Consider the following 15,369-nt stretch of genomic DNA (forward strand, 5'->3'; position numbering starts at 1 on the left):
GCGCTCTTTCGACAGTACTGAGGTATTTTATTTCAGCAGTTCAGCGGTCATGTGCACGCGGTTGCCGGTGTATGCCTGAGTGATTTTATAATCGCTGGCACCTGCACGTTCAGCCTGAGCGGCAATTTTTGCTTCAGCGCTTTCCAGTGTAGAACCGGTTGCGGTAACTGTCTGAGCAGCGAAAGAACCGAAAGAAGTAGCCAGAGCGATAACTGCGACAAAAGTTTTGATGCTTTTCATGATATAAACCCTTTAACTTAGTTGTTTGATTAAGGCACCGTGCCTTGATGTGATAAATAATAGCCATCTCATCGCACAACTAAAAGCGGAAGGATTTGCCAGTCTTATTCAAATTAATTGAACACTGGTTACTCAGTTATCAGACGCTCGGGATGTGTATAAATCGTCGCCCGGCCCGGTTTGCAAAAACCCACCAGCGTCAGGTTACAGCGTTCGGCAACTTCCACAGCGAGCGTTGTCGCCGCAGAAACAGCAAACAGGATTTCCACGCCGCACATTGCCGACTTCTGCACCATCTCGTAGCTGGCGCGGCTGGAGACTAATACCGCGCCCTGCTGCCAGGTTTCCCCTTCGATCGCACGTCGTCCCAGCAGTTTATCCAGCGCAACATGACGTCCAACATCTTCATGCCCGCCCGCCAGATGACCTGACGGCTGTACCCAGGCAGCCGCGTGCGTGCAGCCTGTCAGTTGCCCAACAGGTTGGAAATCAGGGAGATGCCTTAAGGCGTTATCGAGATGCGCCAGATTGAATGTCTGGGTAAACGGCAGCGGCTGGACCGGTTTGCCAATATCATTAAGTTGTTCCACGCCACAAACACCGCAGCCAGTCCGACCGGCCAGTGCGCGACGACGCTCTTTCAGCCCCATAAAGCGCCGACTGGACAGCTCAACCTGCACTTCTAATCCGTTGCAGGAAGGCACCACGTCCATCCCGTAAATATCTTGCGAGGACTCAATAATGCCTTCAGAAAGTGAAAAACCCATCGCGAAGTGCTCAAGATCTTTCGGTGATGCCATCATCACCACGTGTGAAATCCCGTTGTATACCAGCGCCACAGGCACTTCTTCAGCTACCTCATCTGGCTGAGGATGTTGCAAGTCCTCGCGCTTCCAGAGGGTCAACTGACGAGATCCTGTCGGAGATGTCACATTCTTGATGTTTTCTTGAATAATCTTATTCACTTTCTTTTAACCGTATTGGAACACGCATACCAACATTGTGGTATTCTTTACAAATCCCTCCTGGACGGAGGGAAATTCACCCAATTCTGGACCTTTGCGGTCCCGTCCGCAAAGAAAAATAACAACCACTTCCCTCGCGTTCGCGTTATAGGAAAACGAAGGGAACGTGACAATGTCGAAACAAGGAGCGAACCATGCAGGTCAGCAGAAGGCAGTTCTTTAAGATCTGCGCTGGCGGTATGGCAGGCACCACGGCAGCGGCACTGGGCTTTGCACCCGGCGTAGCGCTAGCGGAAACACGGCAATATAAATTGCTGCGCACCCGCGAAACCCGTAACACCTGCACTTACTGTTCCGTTGGCTGTGGACTGTTAATGTACAGTCTCGGTGACGGAGCAAAAAACGCCAAAGCATCCATCTTCCATATCGAAGGGGACCCGGATCACCCGGTGAACCGTGGCGCACTGTGCCCGAAAGGGGCAGGACTTGTGGACTTCATCCACTCTGAAAGCCGCCTGAAATTCCCGGAATACCGCGCACCTGGCTCTGATAAGTGGCAACAGATTAGCTGGGATGAGGCATTTGACCGCATCGCTAAGCTGATGAAAGAAGATCGCGACGCTAACTACGTTGCACAAAACGCCGAAGGCGTAACCGTTAACCGCTGGCTTTCCACCGGGATGCTGTGTGCTTCCGCTTCCAGTAACGAAACCGGCTATTTAACACAAAAATTCTCCCGCGCGCTTGGTATGCTCGCGGTCGACAACCAGGCACGCGTCTGACACGGACCAACGGTAGCAAGTCTTGCTCCAACATTTGGTCGCGGTGCGATGACCAACCACTGGGTCGACATTAAAAACGCCAACCTCGTTGTGGTAATGGGCGGTAACGCCGCTGAAGCTCACCCGGTCGGGTTCCGCTGGGCGATGGAAGCCAAAATTCACAACGGCGCGAAGCTGATTGTTATCGATCCGCGCTTTACGCGAACCGCGGCGGTGGCTGATTTCTATGCTCCGATTCGTTCCGGTACTGACATTGCTTTCCTGTCAGGCGTTTTGCTGTACCTGCTGAACAACGAAAAATTCAACCGCGAATACACTGAAGCCTATACCAACGCAAGCCTGATCGTGCGTGAGGATTACGGTTTCGAAGATGGCCTGTTTACCGGCTACGACGCGGACAAACGCAAGTATGACAAAACCAGTTGGAACTACGAACTGGATGAAAAAGGCTTCGCCAAACGCGATGTCACCCTGCAACACCCGCGCTGCGTATGGAACCTGCTGAAACAGCACGTCTCCCGCTACACGCCGGACGTCGTAGAAAATATCTGCGGTACGCCAAAGGCCGACTTCCTGAAGGTCTGTGAGTACATCGCAGAAACAAGCCGCCCAGATAAAACCGCGTCGTTCCTGTACGCACTGGGCTGGACGCAACACTCCGTTGGTGCGCAGAACATCCGTACCATGGCGATGATCCAGTTGCTGCTGGGTAATATGGGGATGGCAGGCGGCGGCGTTAACGCCCTGCGCGGACACTCTAACATTCAGGGTCTGACCGACTTAGGTCTGCTGTCACAAAGCCTGCCGGGCTATATGACGCTGCCAAGCGAGAAGCAAACTGACCTGCAAACTTACCTTGCCGCCAACACGCCAAAACCGTTGCTGGAAGGCCAGGTGAACTACTGGGGCAACTACCCGAAATTCTTCGTTTCGATGATGAAAGCCTTCTTTGGCGATAAAGCGACAGCGGAAAACAGCTGGGGCTTCGACTGGCTGCCGAAGTGGGATAAAGGGTACGACGTCCTGCAGTACTTCGAGATGATGAACCAGGGCAAAGTGAATGGCTATATCTGCCAGGGCTTTAACCCGGTCGCATCATTCCCGAATAAAAACAAGGTGGTGGCTTCGCTATCCAAACTGAAGTTCCTGGTCACCATCGACCCGCTCAACACAGAGACCTCCACCTTCTGGCAGAACCACGGTGAGTCGAACGATGTTGACCCGTCGAAAATCCAGACCGAAGTATTCCGTCTGCCGTCCACCTGCTTCGCCGAAGAGAACGGTTCTATCGTCAACTCCGGTCGCTGGCTGCAGTGGCACTGGAAAGGTGCGGATGCCCCGGGGATTGCCGTTACCGATGGTGAAATCCTCGCCGGTATCTTCCTGCGTCTGCGCAAGATGTATGCCGAGCAGGGTGGCGCGAACCCGGAACAGGTACTGAGCATGACCTGGAACTACTCCACCCCACACGAACCGGCTTCGGAAGAAGTGGCGATGGAAAGCAACGGTAAAGCCCTGGCCGACATTATCGACCCGGCCACCGGTGCCGTTATCGTCAAGAAAGGCCAACAGCTTAGCTCGTTCGCCCAACTGCGTGACGACGGTACCACCTCCAGCGGCTGCTGGATTTTTGCCGGTAGCTGGACGCCGGAAGGCAACCAGATGGCACGTCGCGATAACGCCGATCCGTCAGGCCTTGGCAATACGCTGGGCTGGGCATGGGCGTGGCCGCTCAACCGCCGCATTCTGTATAACCGCGCCTCCGCTGACCCGCAGGGGAATCCGTGGGATCCAAAACGTCAGATCCTGAAATGGGACGGGGCGAAATGGAGCGGGATGGATATTCCAGACTACAGTGCCGCCGCGCCGGGCAGCAACGTTGGGCCGTTCATCATGCAGCCGGAAGGGATGGGACGCCTGTTTGCTATCGATAAGATGGCAGAAGGTCCGTTCCCGGAACACTACGAGCCGTTTGAAACGCCGCTGGGGACTAACCCGCTGCACCCGAACGTTATCTCTAACCCTGCCGCACGTATCTTTAAAGGTGACGCGGAAGCACTGGGTAAAGCGGATAAGTTCCCGTACGTCGGTACGACCTACCGTCTGACCGAGCACTTCCACTACTGGACTAAGCATGCGCTGCTTAACGCTATCGCCCAGCCGGAGCAGTTTGTGGAAATTGGCGAGAAGCTGGCGAATAAGCTCGGTATCTCTCATGGCGATACCGTCAAAGTCTCCTCTAACCGTGGCTACATTAAAGCCAAAGCGGTAGTGACTAAACGTATTCGCACGTTGAAGGCCAACGGTCAGGATATCGACACTATCGGAATCCCGATTCACTGGGGCTACGAAGGTGTGGCGAAAAAAGGCTTTATCGCTAACACGTTAACGCCATTCGTCGGTGATGCGAACACGCAGACGCCGGAATTTAAGTCCTTCCTCGTGAACGTGGAAAAGGTGTAACGGAGACGACCTATGGCTTATCAATCGCAAGACATCATTCGTCGTTCCGCCACTAACGGTTTCACCCCCGCGCCTCAGGCGCGGGACCATCAGGAAGAGGTGGCGAAGCTTATCGACGTCACCACCTGTATCGGCTGTAAAGCGTGTCAGGTGGCGTGTTCAGAATGGAACGACATCCGTGATGAAGTGGGCAACAACGTTGGAGTGTACGACAACCCGGCTGATTTGACCGCTAAATCCTGGACGGTAATGCGCTTCTCGGAAGTGGAACAAAACGACAAACTGGAGTGGCTAATCCGCAAGGATGGCTGTATGCACTGCGCCGATCCGGGCTGCCTGAAGGCGTGTCCGGCCGAAGGAGCAATCATTCAGTATGCCAACGGTATCGTCGACTTCCAGTCCGAGCAGTGCATCGGCTGTGGCTACTGTATCGCGGGCTGCCCGTTCGACGTGCCGCGCCTCAACCCGGAAGACAACCGCGTTTACAAATGTACGCTGTGCGTTGACCGTGTAGTGGTCGGACAAGAACCAGCCTGCGTGAAAACGTGTCCAACCGGCGCTATTCATTTCGGCACCAAAGAGTCGATGAAAACGCTGGCCGGTGAGCGCGTGGCGGAGCTGAAAACGCGTGGTTACGAAAACGCGGGTCTGTACGATCCGGCAGGCGTTGGCGGTACGCACGTGATGTACGTATTGCACCATGCGGACAAGCCGAATCTGTACCACGGTCTGCCGGAGAACCCGGAAATCAGCGCCACCGTGAAGTTCTGGAAAGGCATCTGGAAACCTCTCGCAGCCGTCGGCTTTGCAGCGACATTTGCGGCCAGTATCTTCCACTACGTCGGCGTAGGCCCGAACCGTGCGGAAGAGGAAGAAGACAATCTGCATGAAGAAAAAGACGAGGTGCGCAAATGAAACGACGTGACACCATCGTGCGCTACACAGCGCCGGAACGCATCAACCACTGGATCACCGCCTTCTGTTTCATTCTGGCGGCAGTGAGCGGGATGGGTTTTCTCTTCCCGTCTTTTAACTGGCTGATGCACATCATGGGCACGCCGCAACTGGCGCGAATTGTGCACCCGTTTGTCGGCGTGATCATGTTTGCCTCGTTTATCATCATGTTTTTCCGTTACTGGCACCACAATCTAATCAATCGGGATGATATCTTTTGGGCGAAGAATATTCGTAAGATTGTCGTCAACGAGGAAGTAGGTGACACGGGACGTTATAACTTCGGCCAGAAATGCGTATTCTGGGCGGCGATTATCTTCCTGGTCCTGTTGCTGGTGAGCGGAGTGGTCATCTGGCGTCCGTATTTTGCGCCTGCTTTCTCAATCCCGGTGATCCGATTCGCGTTAATGCTGCATTCATTTGCCGCAGTAGCGTTAATTGTGGTTATCATGGTGCACATTTACGCCGCCCTTTGGGTGAAAGGCACCATTACCGCGATGGTGGAAGGATGGGTTACCAGCTCATGGGCGAAGAAACATCACCCGCGCTGGTACCGTGAAGTCCGCCAGAAACAGGAAAAGTCATCTGAATGAGTATTCGCATAATCCCGCAAGATGAGCTGGAGAAGAGCGAGAAACGCACGGCGGATATGATTCCGCCGTTATTATTCCCCAGACTCAAAAATTTGTATAACCGCCGCGCTGAACGTCTGCGCGAGCTGGCCGAGAACAACCCGCTGGGTGATTACCTGCGTTTTGCCGCGCTGATCGCTCACGCGCAGGAAGTGGTGTTGTACGACCATCCGCTGCAGATGGATCTGACCGCTCGCATCAAAGAAGCGAACGATCAGGGCAAACCGCCACTGGATATCCACGTTCTGCCACGCGACAAGCACTGGCAAAAACTGCTGCAATCGCTAATTGCTGAGCTGAAGCCGGAAATGAGCGGCCCTGCGCTGGCCGTGATCGAGAATCTGGAAAAAGCCTCGGAGCAGGAGCTGGAACTGATGGCCAGCGCGCTGTTTGCCTCCGATTTCGCCTCCGTCAGCAGCGACAAAGCACCGTTCATTTGGGCTGCCCTGTCGCTCTACTGGGCGCAGATGGCGAGCCTGATCCCCGGCAAAGCCCGTGCGGAATACGGCGAACAGCGTCAGTACTGCCCGGTGTGTGGTTCAATGCCGGTCTCCAGCATGGTGCAAATCGGTACCACTCAGGGGCTGCGCTATTTGCACTGCAACCTGTGCGAAACCGAGTGGCACGTGGTGCGCGTGAAGTGCAGCAACTGCGAGCAGAGCCGTGATTTGAACTACTGGTCGCTGGATAACGAACAGGCGGCAATTAAAGCTGAAAGCTGCGGCGATTGCGGGACTTACCTGAAGATTCTCTATCAGGAAAAAGACCCGAAAGTCGAGGCCGTAGCCGACGATCTCGCTTCACTGATGCTGGACGCACACATGGAGCAAGAGGGCTTTGCCCGCAGCTCCATCAACCCGTTCCTGTTCCCGGGTGAAGGGGAGTAAGTTCTTCGCACTACCGGGCGGCGCAGGTCGCCCGGGTTATAACGTATACGGTGTGACCACGCCGGATATGCCTGCAAAATCCCTGGTATTACGCGTAACCAGTGTAAGACGATGAATCTGCGCAGTGGCCAAAATGATGGCATCCGGCAATTTCATCCCATATTCCTGCCTGATACTCACGCTTCGTTCAGCAATATCCTGTGAAACACCGATCACATTAAAAGCGCCTAGCGCAACGCGTGTGCGAGATTCCTGATGATATTTTTTTGCACCCACCATCAACTCCATCCATGTAATGAGGCTGATTGCGTTCTGCGGCGGCCATGTTTCTATCGCTAGTTTTGCTTCACTTCGCCCGCTAAACAGGTCGATGAGGATGTTGGTATCAAAAAGCGCAGATCCTGTGACCATTACCATTCCTCACGGAGTTTACGCTGATAATCAACGCCATCTTCCTCACAACCTTGCCATAGCCCAAGAGCACGTGAAATTGTCGTTTCAGCTTGATCCTGCCTCTCAAGATACTGTTCAACAGCCTCCCGCAAAAGCTCGGCCCGCGGCAGATTACGCTGCACCTTGAGATCATCAAGACGTTTGATCACTTCGTCTGATAAATCGAGTAAAATTCTGCCCATATCCATCCCAGCCATCATACTCACATATACCTCCAGTATATCATTGGCGATTAATTTCCACACAACATACACCCGAGAAAAGCGAGAAAATAGCCTTCACGCGAACGATTTTTACTTTTGCGAGCCGCTTTCCAGAATCGTACACCCGTCACTTTTCCCATTCTCATTCGTGGCTATCCAGGTTATAAAACTGTATATCCATACAGATAAGGAAAATAATAAATGGCACTGGAAAGCGGGATTGCACAGCTGGTTGAGGCATTTATCGCAGCGGGACGCCCTTCTTCGCGCGAGCAAAATATTGATGAACGGAGAGCAGGCTACATTGCCAGCACGGTACTGGCAGGAGAAACTGAAACCCGCGTACAGGTTGAAGATATTGAACTCGATGCAATGACATTTCGCGTTGTTTCGCCGCGGGACGCCACGGAAAATCGACCCTGCGTTATCTATTATCACGGCGGCTGCTTTGTCAGTGGTGGATTCGCGACGCATGATAACCAGCTAAGGCAGCTCGCCTGGTACAGCGGCTGTCGGGTCATTGCGGTGCAGTATCGCCTTGCACCAGAGCATACTTTCCCGGCTGCACATAACGACGCTGAAACGGGAGCCAATATTATCTGGAAGTATGCCCAGAAACTGGGTGTCGATCGCGGCAGGATTACGCTTGCTGGCGACAGTGCGGGCGGGCATCTGGCGCTGATCACTGCACTGCGCCTGAAAGCTGCCAATCAATGGCAACCTGCGCAGCTAATGCTGATTTACCCGATGCTGGACGCGACCGCCAGGTTTGAGAGCTACGACCGAAATGGGCAGGATTACATTATCACACGTGACACGTTGCTTTCGGGCTACGAGATGTATTTGCCGCAAACCGATCTGCGGCATCCCGAAGCCAGCCCAGTCTGGCGTGAAGACTTCAACGGTCTGCCGCCCACGCACATCATTACAGCCGAATTCGACCCACTGCGCGATGAGGGTGAGGCCCTGTATCAACGGTTCCTGGAGCAGGGCGTGGAGTGCACCTGCCAACGCTATCTTGGCGTTATCCACGGATTTTTCCAGCTGGCAGGAGTGAGCCAGGCGGCACGAAATGTTATGCGAGATGTGGCCTGGCGCGTCGTTAATCCTATAGCAGGAAGACATGCTTGATTAATCTTTTGTTTTCATCTTGAAAACTTAATTGCCTTGCGTTATTTTGTTTTCAGGTTGAAAACCTTGTAATGGAACTACACCATGCATGTTATCAGCCGAAAACCTTTCAACGAGGCAATACTCCGTTTTCCAAACCACATGGCAGCACTCGTTGATTTGCTGAATATTTTAGAGAAAAAAATGTTCCACACTCCTGAAGAGATGAAGCAGTACATACCTTCACTGGATAATTTTAAATACAGAAATAAATGGTGGGTGATTAATGTTTCAGGTAACTGCTTGAGACTTATTGCCTATATTGATTTCAAACTGCAAAAGGTATTTGTGAAGCATATCGTTCACCATGCCGAGTATGACAGACTAACCACATACTATCGGGGTCACAAAGAATGAGAACGCATGAAAGTCATCATATAGACACAGCCAGTGTAAAATTGATGATCGATACCTTTACCGATGCAGTGAAAAAAATCCCCCTGTTAGGCAAAGAACAAAATGAGACAGAGTACCGAAAAGCACTCGCTTTGGTGGAGTTTCTGGTTGATCGTGACGACCTGGAAAACCCGTTGTTTGAGCTGCTTTCAGCTCGGATCCGCGACTACGAAAAACATGCGCCTGAGTTCAGTGCCCTCAACCAACAACTGGAACATACTCCTCATGGCGTTGCGTTACTGCGTACGCTCATGGATCAATATGGTCTCAAAGCAGCAGATCTTGCCAACGAACTTGGTTCAAAATCTAATGTCAGCAACATCTTGAATGGTCGCAGAGCACTGACTGTAAGTCATATTAAAATGCTCGCAGAACGCTTTAACCTTCCGGCAGACGCATTCATCGAGTAAAGAGGATCCCCTCTGACCTACTCTTCCTCATTCCCGCCCTCTTCATATGCGCCAAACGGTTTCGCGGGTAGCACAATGTAGGTACCTTCAAACACGACGCCCGGCGTGTCATCGCCAAACACCCCGACCTGCATCTGAACGCGCGCCTTACGGCCTCTTGCCAGACGGTCCAGGTCACCGCTCAGCGAGCCCAGATCGGCAATAGCGGTAGGTTTCCCGGTAATTGGCCTGCTATATCGGATATGCGCGTCGGCGAGGATTATCGTCCCCCCCAGATGACGCTCGCGCAGCATCAGCCAGATAAGCCCCCAGCCCGTTAACGTCGCCAGTGAAAACAGGCTTCCGGCAAACAGCGTATGGTGCGGGTTCTGATTGCCAGTCTCTGGCATCGTAGTAATAAATTTCTGCCCGGTGTACTGCTGAATGCGCACGCCCATTTTCTCACTCAATGGAATATGTTCGTACCAGGCTTGCTGTAGCTGTCCGCACCAGTCCCCGCGATGGAGAATGTCATCCAGCGTTGCGATGGGTTTAATCATCAAAAAATGGCGCACCGGCGTGGTTTGTGGCGTGGTAATTTCGCCCTGACTCACAAACCCCAGTTTGGCGAAAAATTCAACCGCATCTTCACGGGCGCTACAGGTTACGCGCTTTACCCCTTCCTGACGCGCCACAGACTCCAGGGTCATCGCCATCAGCGTGCCCAACCCTTTCTCCTGCACTGAGGGGTCAACGGCCATAAAGCGTATGGAGGCTTCGTTATCCGCATTGATATACAGACGCCCGACCGCGACCAGATTTCCCTCTTCGTCCATCACCATCTGGTGATGCGCCATCGCGTCCCAGGCATCCCGTTCGGAGCCTTTGGGCTGGTGCAACGGTTTACGCAACATCTCCCAGCGAAACTGGTAGTAACGCTCCAACTCTTCTTCTGTTTGCGGTACTCGAAGGTGATACATAGTCGTATTCTCTCTTGTTGCCCGCGGCCACACCGGTAGCTGGTTCATACTTGTAACCAGAACGTCACGGGGCCATCATTAACCAGTGAAACCTGCATATCCGCAGCGAATCGACCGGTTTGCGTATTCATTTCCTGTTGGCGGCAACGCTCAACAAAGTATTCATACAGCGCTTCAGCCCGCTCGGGCGCAGCGCCTTTCGAAAACCCCGGGCGCATGCCGCGTTCGGTATCTGCCGCCAGCGTGAACTGTGAAACCACCAGCACACTGCCACCTGATTGCTGCACGTTGAGGTTCATTTTTCCTTCGGCATCGCTAAAGATTCGATAGCCGAGTACGCGCTCGCACAGACGGTTCGCTTTCTGTTCGTCATCATCCCTTTCGACACCTAACAGGACCAAAAGTCCTGGGCCAATTTCACCCGTCACCTCGCCCTCCACGGTGACGCTGGCACGGGTTACGCGCTGAATTAATGCAATCATGGTTGATCTGCTTCTTCTTGTTCTGCGGCTTGTTTAAGTTTGCGGTATTCCCCGAGAGTGACAGTTATTTCCGCGCCAAGCAAGACGATACACCACGTCCAGTATACCCAGACAAATAAAATGGGGATCACCGCCAGGACACCGTAAATGAGCTGATACGACGGGAACATCGTGATGTAGAGCGCAAATCCTTTCTTTCCGGCCTCGAACAACACGGCGGCCACAAAGGCGCCAATAACCGCATCACGATTGGGTACGCGCGTAGTCGGTACAATGCTGTAAAGCAGCCAGAACGAGAGCCAGGAAAGCACCAGAGGGAAAATACGCAAGACGTCATCAATCACCGAGTTGAGATCGCTGGCCCAGCGCAATGACAACAAATAAGAGCTGATCGCCAGACTAGCCCCCGCCAGCAGCGGCCCCAGCGTTAATATCATCCAGTAGACGGCGAAAGAGTAAACTTTGGGACGAGTGCGCTTACTGCGCCAGATAGTATTCAGAGCGTTATCAATGGCATACATCAGCAATAACGCCGTGACAATCAGCCCACATGCCCCAACGGCCGTCATTTTGTTCGAGTTGGCGACAAACTGTTCGATATAACGCTGGATGACGTCTCCCGTCGCCGGGATAAAGTTTGCGAAAATAAAATGACGTAGCTGGGCACTGACGTCGGAAAACATCGGAAATGCGGCGAAAAGAGCAAACACAACGGCGATAAGCGGCACTAATGAGAGCAGTGAAACGTAGGCAAGATTCCCTGCCAGCGTCGTCATGTTGTCCTCATCAATCCGCTGCCATAGTAGCTTCAGCCAGGCCCGTACAGGACGCGTATGGTGCCTGGCTTGTTGCTGAACATTTTTTAGCATAACAACTTCGCGAAATAGTCAGGAATGGTCGTTTTATCGACGACCTGGATACTGGTAATCCCTAACCGGTTAGCTCCTTCAATATTATCGGCGTTGTCGTCAAAAAAGACCGCATCTTCCGCAGAAAAACCTTCAGACTGCAGGACATGCTGGTAAATCCGCGCTTCCGGTTTTCGCATGCCCAGATCCTGGGAAAGATAAATATGGTCAGCAGCCTGACGAATTTCAGGATATTCATCCGGCCAAAATGTTGTGTGCAGACGGTTAGTATTCGACAAGACGACCACCCGATGCCCCTGCTCACGCAGCTTATGCATGATGTCGATGACTTCAGGGCGCAATGCCACAAAAACGGCCTGCCAGCCGTGAGAGAACTGCTCGTAACTTAGCGGCAGCGCCATGTCATGACATAGCGCCTCGGCAAAGGCTTCATCCGTTATTTCACCTCGCTCGTGCTGGTGAAAAGCCTCCCCCATGGTGAAACTTTGCTTCAGCGAGGCCAGCGGTACACGGCTCAGATCGCTCCATGTGCCCAACACGCGGTTGAAGTCGATATCGACAATCACATTACCTAAATCAAAGATATAGAGCATGCCCTTCTCCTTATTCGCCGTGGATGAATAACTGTAGCGGGAAAGGAGAAGTTTGACTATGTGAGAGTGATGGCTTCGAACTTATCGAGCCATCATCTGAGGAATTACACGGCCAAAGCATCATCTTGTGAAGGACTCACCTGCACAATTTCAACCTGTTGTGACTGGAGTAAATTATGCAATGCGGGACCTGGGTATTCATCGGTAAACAGCGCGGTCACCTGAGAGACGTTACCAATTTCTACCGCGGCAGAAGCCGTATATTTCGTATGATCCGCTGCCAGCAGAATGTGTCTTGAGTGCGACATCATCGTTTTCACTACGCTGGCTTCATTGACATCAAACTCCAGCAGCGCGCCATCACTTTCGATCGCGCCAACGCTGGTTACCAGGTAATCGGCCCGAAAATCAGCGACAAATGCCGAGGCAGAAGGACCAATGATGCCACTGTTGTGCGGGCGTAACGTTCCCCCCGGCACCATGACTTCAAAACGTGGATTGTTATAAAGAATGTGCGCCACGCGCAGACTGTTGGTGATAATGCGCAAATGATTATGGTTTAACAGCGAGCGGGCCACCTGCTCAACGGTGGTGCCAATGGTAATAAACACCGTTGACCCATCGGGAATGTAGTCCGCCACCGCTTCCGCGATGGCTTTTTTCTCCTCCGTCCAGGAGACTTCACGCTGCTCAAACGCCGTATTCACCACGCTGGAGGCTCTGCCCGCGCCACCATGATGACGCGTAATTAATCCCTGCTCGCTGAGTTTACGAATATCACGACGCACGGTCTGCGTGGACACATCCAGCAGGCTGGCCAGCTCGTCGATATTCATATAACCGCGCTCGCTAATCAGCATAAGCAGTTGATCGTGTCGCGGGTTACCGGTCAGTTCGGTAAGACTCATGAAATTTCCTCGAAAAACCATTGCCCTGGCATTTTATACAAAAAGTGACAGAAAAGATCGGGTTTGATCACAGTCAGGGATTCCGGCCCTTCCTCCCGGACGCGTACATTTTAGCGCAGCAACCCCGCTGGCGAACCTGACGGCCTCTTCCGGGAGGTCGCCACCGGCCAGGCTAAACGCGAGCGCACCATGGAAAACATCCCCCGCCCCCGTAGTGTCAACAACGTCGACTTTAAATCCAGATTGATGCTGCAACGTATTATTTTTTATCCAGTCACAGCCTTCACTGCCCCGCGTTACATAAACGTGACCATTTGTGAGCGTTTGTGCTTGTTTCAGTCCGGCTTCAGGATCGTTTATCCCGGTTAAACGCGCCAGACCGGGTTCAGAAAACGCAGCATGATCGCTTAATGCCACCAACTCGCGGATATCTTGTGGCGTTACGTCACCATCCAGTACCGTCATCACTCCCGCCCGACGTGCCAATGTGAACGCCTGCCTGGCCCCTTCGTGCCAGCGAACATCCGCCAACACCACATCCCACTGGGTAAAATCGATCTCATTGAGCCAGTCAGCATCATGCAGTAAATCCGGGCTGGGATAGTTAACGATAATCCGTTCCCCTTGCGCATCAACCATAATTGCCGATTGTGAAGACTTCGCCCCCGCGTAGCGCCGGGAATAGCGGGTATTTACCCCCAGGGACTCCAGCTCCGCCAGCAAGCTATTTCCGGTGTCGTCATCGCCCACACGGCCAATAAAGTCCACCTTAGCGCCCAGCTTCGCTGCAGCCACTGCGGCCGTTGCAGCAGGCCCGCCGCCCACTTCCGTATAACGCTTCGCCACATACTTACCTCCTTCAGTCGGTAAACCTTCCACGTAATAGATGCGATCCATCACGGCAATACCTACACAAGCAATACGAATCATGGTCGTTCCTTAGGCGTTTCAAGATGGGATCATTTTAATTTCACAAAATGTTTAAAAAGTGACGGCTGTCAATTTTTTGACCATAAATTACAAATACGATCAAAAACAGACAGAAACAAACGACCTTAAATGACAAAAAATGACATCCACGTCTCAGGAGAACGTTATGGCAGTTATAGCATTTATCGGATTAGGTCAGATGGGTTCACCCATGGCGAGCAACTTGCTGAAGCAGGGTCATCAACTCAGCGTCTTTGACGTTAACCCGGATGCCGTTCAGCGCCTGGTGGAAAAAGGAGCACAGCCTGCCAGTAGCCCAGCTCAGGCAGCACAAGGTGCAGAATTTGTCATCACCATGCTGCCAAACGGCGATCTGGTGCGCAGCGTATTGTTCGGCGAGCAGGGTATTTGCGAAAGCCTCTCCCCGCAGGCGTTAGTAATTGATATGTCGACTATTCACCCACTGCAAACCGATAAACTCATCGCCGATATGCGTGCCAAAGGCTTCGATATGATGGATTGCCCGGTTGGACGCACCTCCGATCACGCCATAGCGGGAACGCTGTTGCTGCTGGCAGGTGGAACGGCACAGCAGGTAGAACGCGCCACACCGGTTCTGATGGCGATGGGTAATGAATTGATCAATGCAGGTGGTCCCGGCATGGGGATCCGCGTGAAGCTCATCAACAACTACATGAGTATCGCGCTAAACGCCCTCTCTGCCGAAGCCGCCGTGTTGTGCGAGGCACTTGGTCTCTCCTTCGATGTGGCTTTGCAAGTCATGAGCGGCACCCCCGCCGGAAAAGGCCACTTTACTACCTCCTGGCCGAACAAAGTGCTGAAAGGCGATCTTTCCCCGGCTTTCATGATCGATTTAGCTCACAAGGATCTTGGCATCGCCCTGGACGTTGCCAACCAATTGCACGTGCCGATGCCGCTCGGCGCCGCTTCCCGCGAAGTCTATAACCAGGCACGCGCCGCTGGTCGTGGCCGGGAAGACTGGACCGCAATACTCGAGCAGGTTCGGACATCTGCCGGACTGAATTCCCAACTTTGATAAGTAAAAGGACTGA

At 53.0% G+C, this 15,369-nt stretch carries 18 protein-coding genes; 8 read left to right on the top strand and 10 right to left on the bottom strand.

The window, feature by feature from the left end:
• Nucleotides 1-27: 27 nt before the first annotated feature.
• Entirely contained in the window at nucleotides 28-240 is a 213-nt protein-coding gene (locus tag GFC06_RS03685; RefSeq protein WP_003825262.1) for a YdgH/BhsA/McbA family protein, read from the bottom strand.
• A gap of 128 nt (nucleotides 241-368) precedes the next feature.
• Nucleotides 369-1,205 carry a formate dehydrogenase accessory sulfurtransferase FdhD gene (fdhD, locus tag GFC06_RS03690; protein ID WP_049040549.1) on the bottom strand — a complete coding sequence of 279 codons (837 nt, stop codon included), beginning with the start codon at nucleotides 1,203-1,205 and terminating at the stop codon, nucleotides 369-371.
• Between the two features lie 194 nt (nucleotides 1,206-1,399).
• Between fdhD and fdnG the strand changes: the two genes are divergently transcribed.
• The 4 genes from fdnG to fdhE are packed head-to-tail and all read left to right on the top strand — an operon-like array spanning nucleotide 1,400 to nucleotide 6,923.
• On the top strand, nucleotides 1,400-4,450 hold the full coding sequence (gene fdnG, locus GFC06_RS03695; protein ID WP_088583081.1) for a formate dehydrogenase-N subunit alpha: 3,051 nt from the start codon (nucleotides 1,400-1,402) through the stop codon (nucleotides 4,448-4,450).
• A gap of 12 nt (nucleotides 4,451-4,462) precedes the next feature.
• Nucleotides 4,463-5,365 (top strand): formate dehydrogenase O subunit beta, encoded by a 903-nt coding sequence (gene fdoH, locus GFC06_RS03700; protein WP_003028691.1) that lies wholly within the window; start codon nucleotides 4,463-4,465, stop codon nucleotides 5,363-5,365.
• Nucleotides 5,362-5,997: a formate dehydrogenase cytochrome b556 subunit gene (fdoI, locus tag GFC06_RS03705; RefSeq protein ID WP_003028686.1), complete on the top strand. Its 636-nt coding sequence runs from the start codon at nucleotides 5,362-5,364 to the stop codon at nucleotides 5,995-5,997. Before fdoH ends, fdoI begins: the two co-directional genes overlap by 4 nt.
• The gene (fdhE, locus tag GFC06_RS03710) at nucleotides 5,994-6,923 is read left to right on the top strand and encodes a formate dehydrogenase accessory protein FdhE (RefSeq protein WP_003028685.1); all 930 of its coding nucleotides are present in this window, start codon (nucleotides 5,994-5,996) and stop codon (nucleotides 6,921-6,923) included. Before fdoI ends, fdhE begins: the two co-directional genes overlap by 4 nt.
• 36 nt (nucleotides 6,924-6,959) lie before the next feature.
• Here the strand turns inward: fdhE and GFC06_RS03715 are convergent, their stop codons facing one another.
• Both GFC06_RS03715 and GFC06_RS03720 read right to left on the bottom strand, forming a co-directional pair.
• Nucleotides 6,960-7,334, bottom strand: a complete 375-nt coding sequence (locus GFC06_RS03715) for a type II toxin-antitoxin system VapC family toxin (RefSeq protein ID WP_016155182.1) — start codon at nucleotides 7,332-7,334, stop codon at nucleotides 6,960-6,962.
• Nucleotides 7,334-7,576: a ribbon-helix-helix domain-containing protein gene (locus tag GFC06_RS03720; RefSeq protein WP_016155181.1), complete on the bottom strand. Its 243-nt coding sequence runs from the start codon at nucleotides 7,574-7,576 to the stop codon at nucleotides 7,334-7,336. Before GFC06_RS03720 ends, GFC06_RS03715 begins: the two co-directional genes overlap by 1 nt.
• Nucleotides 7,577-7,780: 204 nt before the next feature.
• Here GFC06_RS03720 and GFC06_RS03725 point away from each other — a divergent pair, with 204 nt between their 5' ends.
• The 3 genes from GFC06_RS03725 (at nucleotide 7,781) to GFC06_RS03735 (ending at nucleotide 9,555) form a co-directional block, all read left to right on the top strand.
• The gene (locus GFC06_RS03725) at nucleotides 7,781-8,710 is read left to right on the top strand and encodes an alpha/beta hydrolase (protein ID WP_047497507.1); all 930 of its coding nucleotides are present in this window, start codon (nucleotides 7,781-7,783) and stop codon (nucleotides 8,708-8,710) included.
• Between the two features lie 84 nt (nucleotides 8,711-8,794).
• Nucleotides 8,795-9,106, top strand: a complete 312-nt coding sequence (locus GFC06_RS03730) for a type II toxin-antitoxin system HigB family toxin (protein ID WP_019077936.1) — start codon at nucleotides 8,795-8,797, stop codon at nucleotides 9,104-9,106.
• Entirely contained in the window at nucleotides 9,103-9,555 is a 453-nt protein-coding gene (locus GFC06_RS03735; protein WP_103767199.1) for a helix-turn-helix domain-containing protein, read from the top strand. The genes GFC06_RS03730 and GFC06_RS03735 overlap by 4 nt, the downstream gene beginning before the upstream one ends.
• 17 nt (nucleotides 9,556-9,572) lie before the next feature.
• Here GFC06_RS03735 and fabY read toward each other — a convergent pair whose 3' ends face one another.
• The 6 genes from fabY to GFC06_RS03765 form a co-directional block, all read right to left on the bottom strand.
• Nucleotides 9,573-10,514, bottom strand: a complete 942-nt coding sequence (fabY, locus tag GFC06_RS03740) for a fatty acid biosynthesis protein FabY (protein WP_049282313.1) — start codon at nucleotides 10,512-10,514, stop codon at nucleotides 9,573-9,575.
• 44 nt (nucleotides 10,515-10,558) lie between these two features.
• Nucleotides 10,559-10,996, bottom strand: a complete 438-nt coding sequence (dtd, locus tag GFC06_RS03745) for a D-aminoacyl-tRNA deacylase (protein ID WP_003028671.1) — start codon at nucleotides 10,994-10,996, stop codon at nucleotides 10,559-10,561.
• Nucleotides 10,993-11,865: a virulence factor BrkB family protein gene (locus GFC06_RS03750; protein WP_019077938.1), complete on the bottom strand. Its 873-nt coding sequence runs from the start codon at nucleotides 11,863-11,865 to the stop codon at nucleotides 10,993-10,995. The genes dtd and GFC06_RS03750 overlap by 4 nt, the downstream gene beginning before the upstream one ends.
• Nucleotides 11,859-12,458: a glucose-1-phosphatase gene (yihX, locus tag GFC06_RS03755; protein ID WP_016155174.1), complete on the bottom strand. Its 600-nt coding sequence runs from the start codon at nucleotides 12,456-12,458 to the stop codon at nucleotides 11,859-11,861. The genes GFC06_RS03750 and yihX overlap by 7 nt, the downstream gene beginning before the upstream one ends.
• A 104-nt stretch (nucleotides 12,459-12,562) precedes the next feature.
• Nucleotides 12,563-13,366, bottom strand: a complete 804-nt coding sequence (locus tag GFC06_RS03760; protein WP_016155173.1) for a DeoR/GlpR family DNA-binding transcription regulator — start codon at nucleotides 13,364-13,366, stop codon at nucleotides 12,563-12,565.
• A gap of 33 nt (nucleotides 13,367-13,399) precedes the next feature.
• A complete protein-coding gene (locus GFC06_RS03765; RefSeq protein ID WP_141876131.1) occupies nucleotides 13,400-14,296 on the bottom strand; it encodes a sugar kinase in 897 nt (298 codons plus the stop codon).
• 166 nt (nucleotides 14,297-14,462) lie between these two features.
• On the opposite strand from GFC06_RS03765, the gene yihU reads away from it, so the two are divergent.
• On the top strand, nucleotides 14,463-15,353 hold the full coding sequence (gene yihU / locus GFC06_RS03770; RefSeq protein ID WP_153689847.1) for a sulfolactaldehyde 3-reductase: 891 nt from the start codon (nucleotides 14,463-14,465) through the stop codon (nucleotides 15,351-15,353).
• The last annotated feature ends 16 nt before the right edge of the window (nucleotides 15,354-15,369 follow it).

Origin of the sequence: Citrobacter braakii (assembly GCF_009648935.1) — a bacterium.
Classification (GTDB): domain Bacteria; phylum Pseudomonadota; class Gammaproteobacteria; order Enterobacterales; family Enterobacteriaceae; genus Citrobacter; species Citrobacter braakii.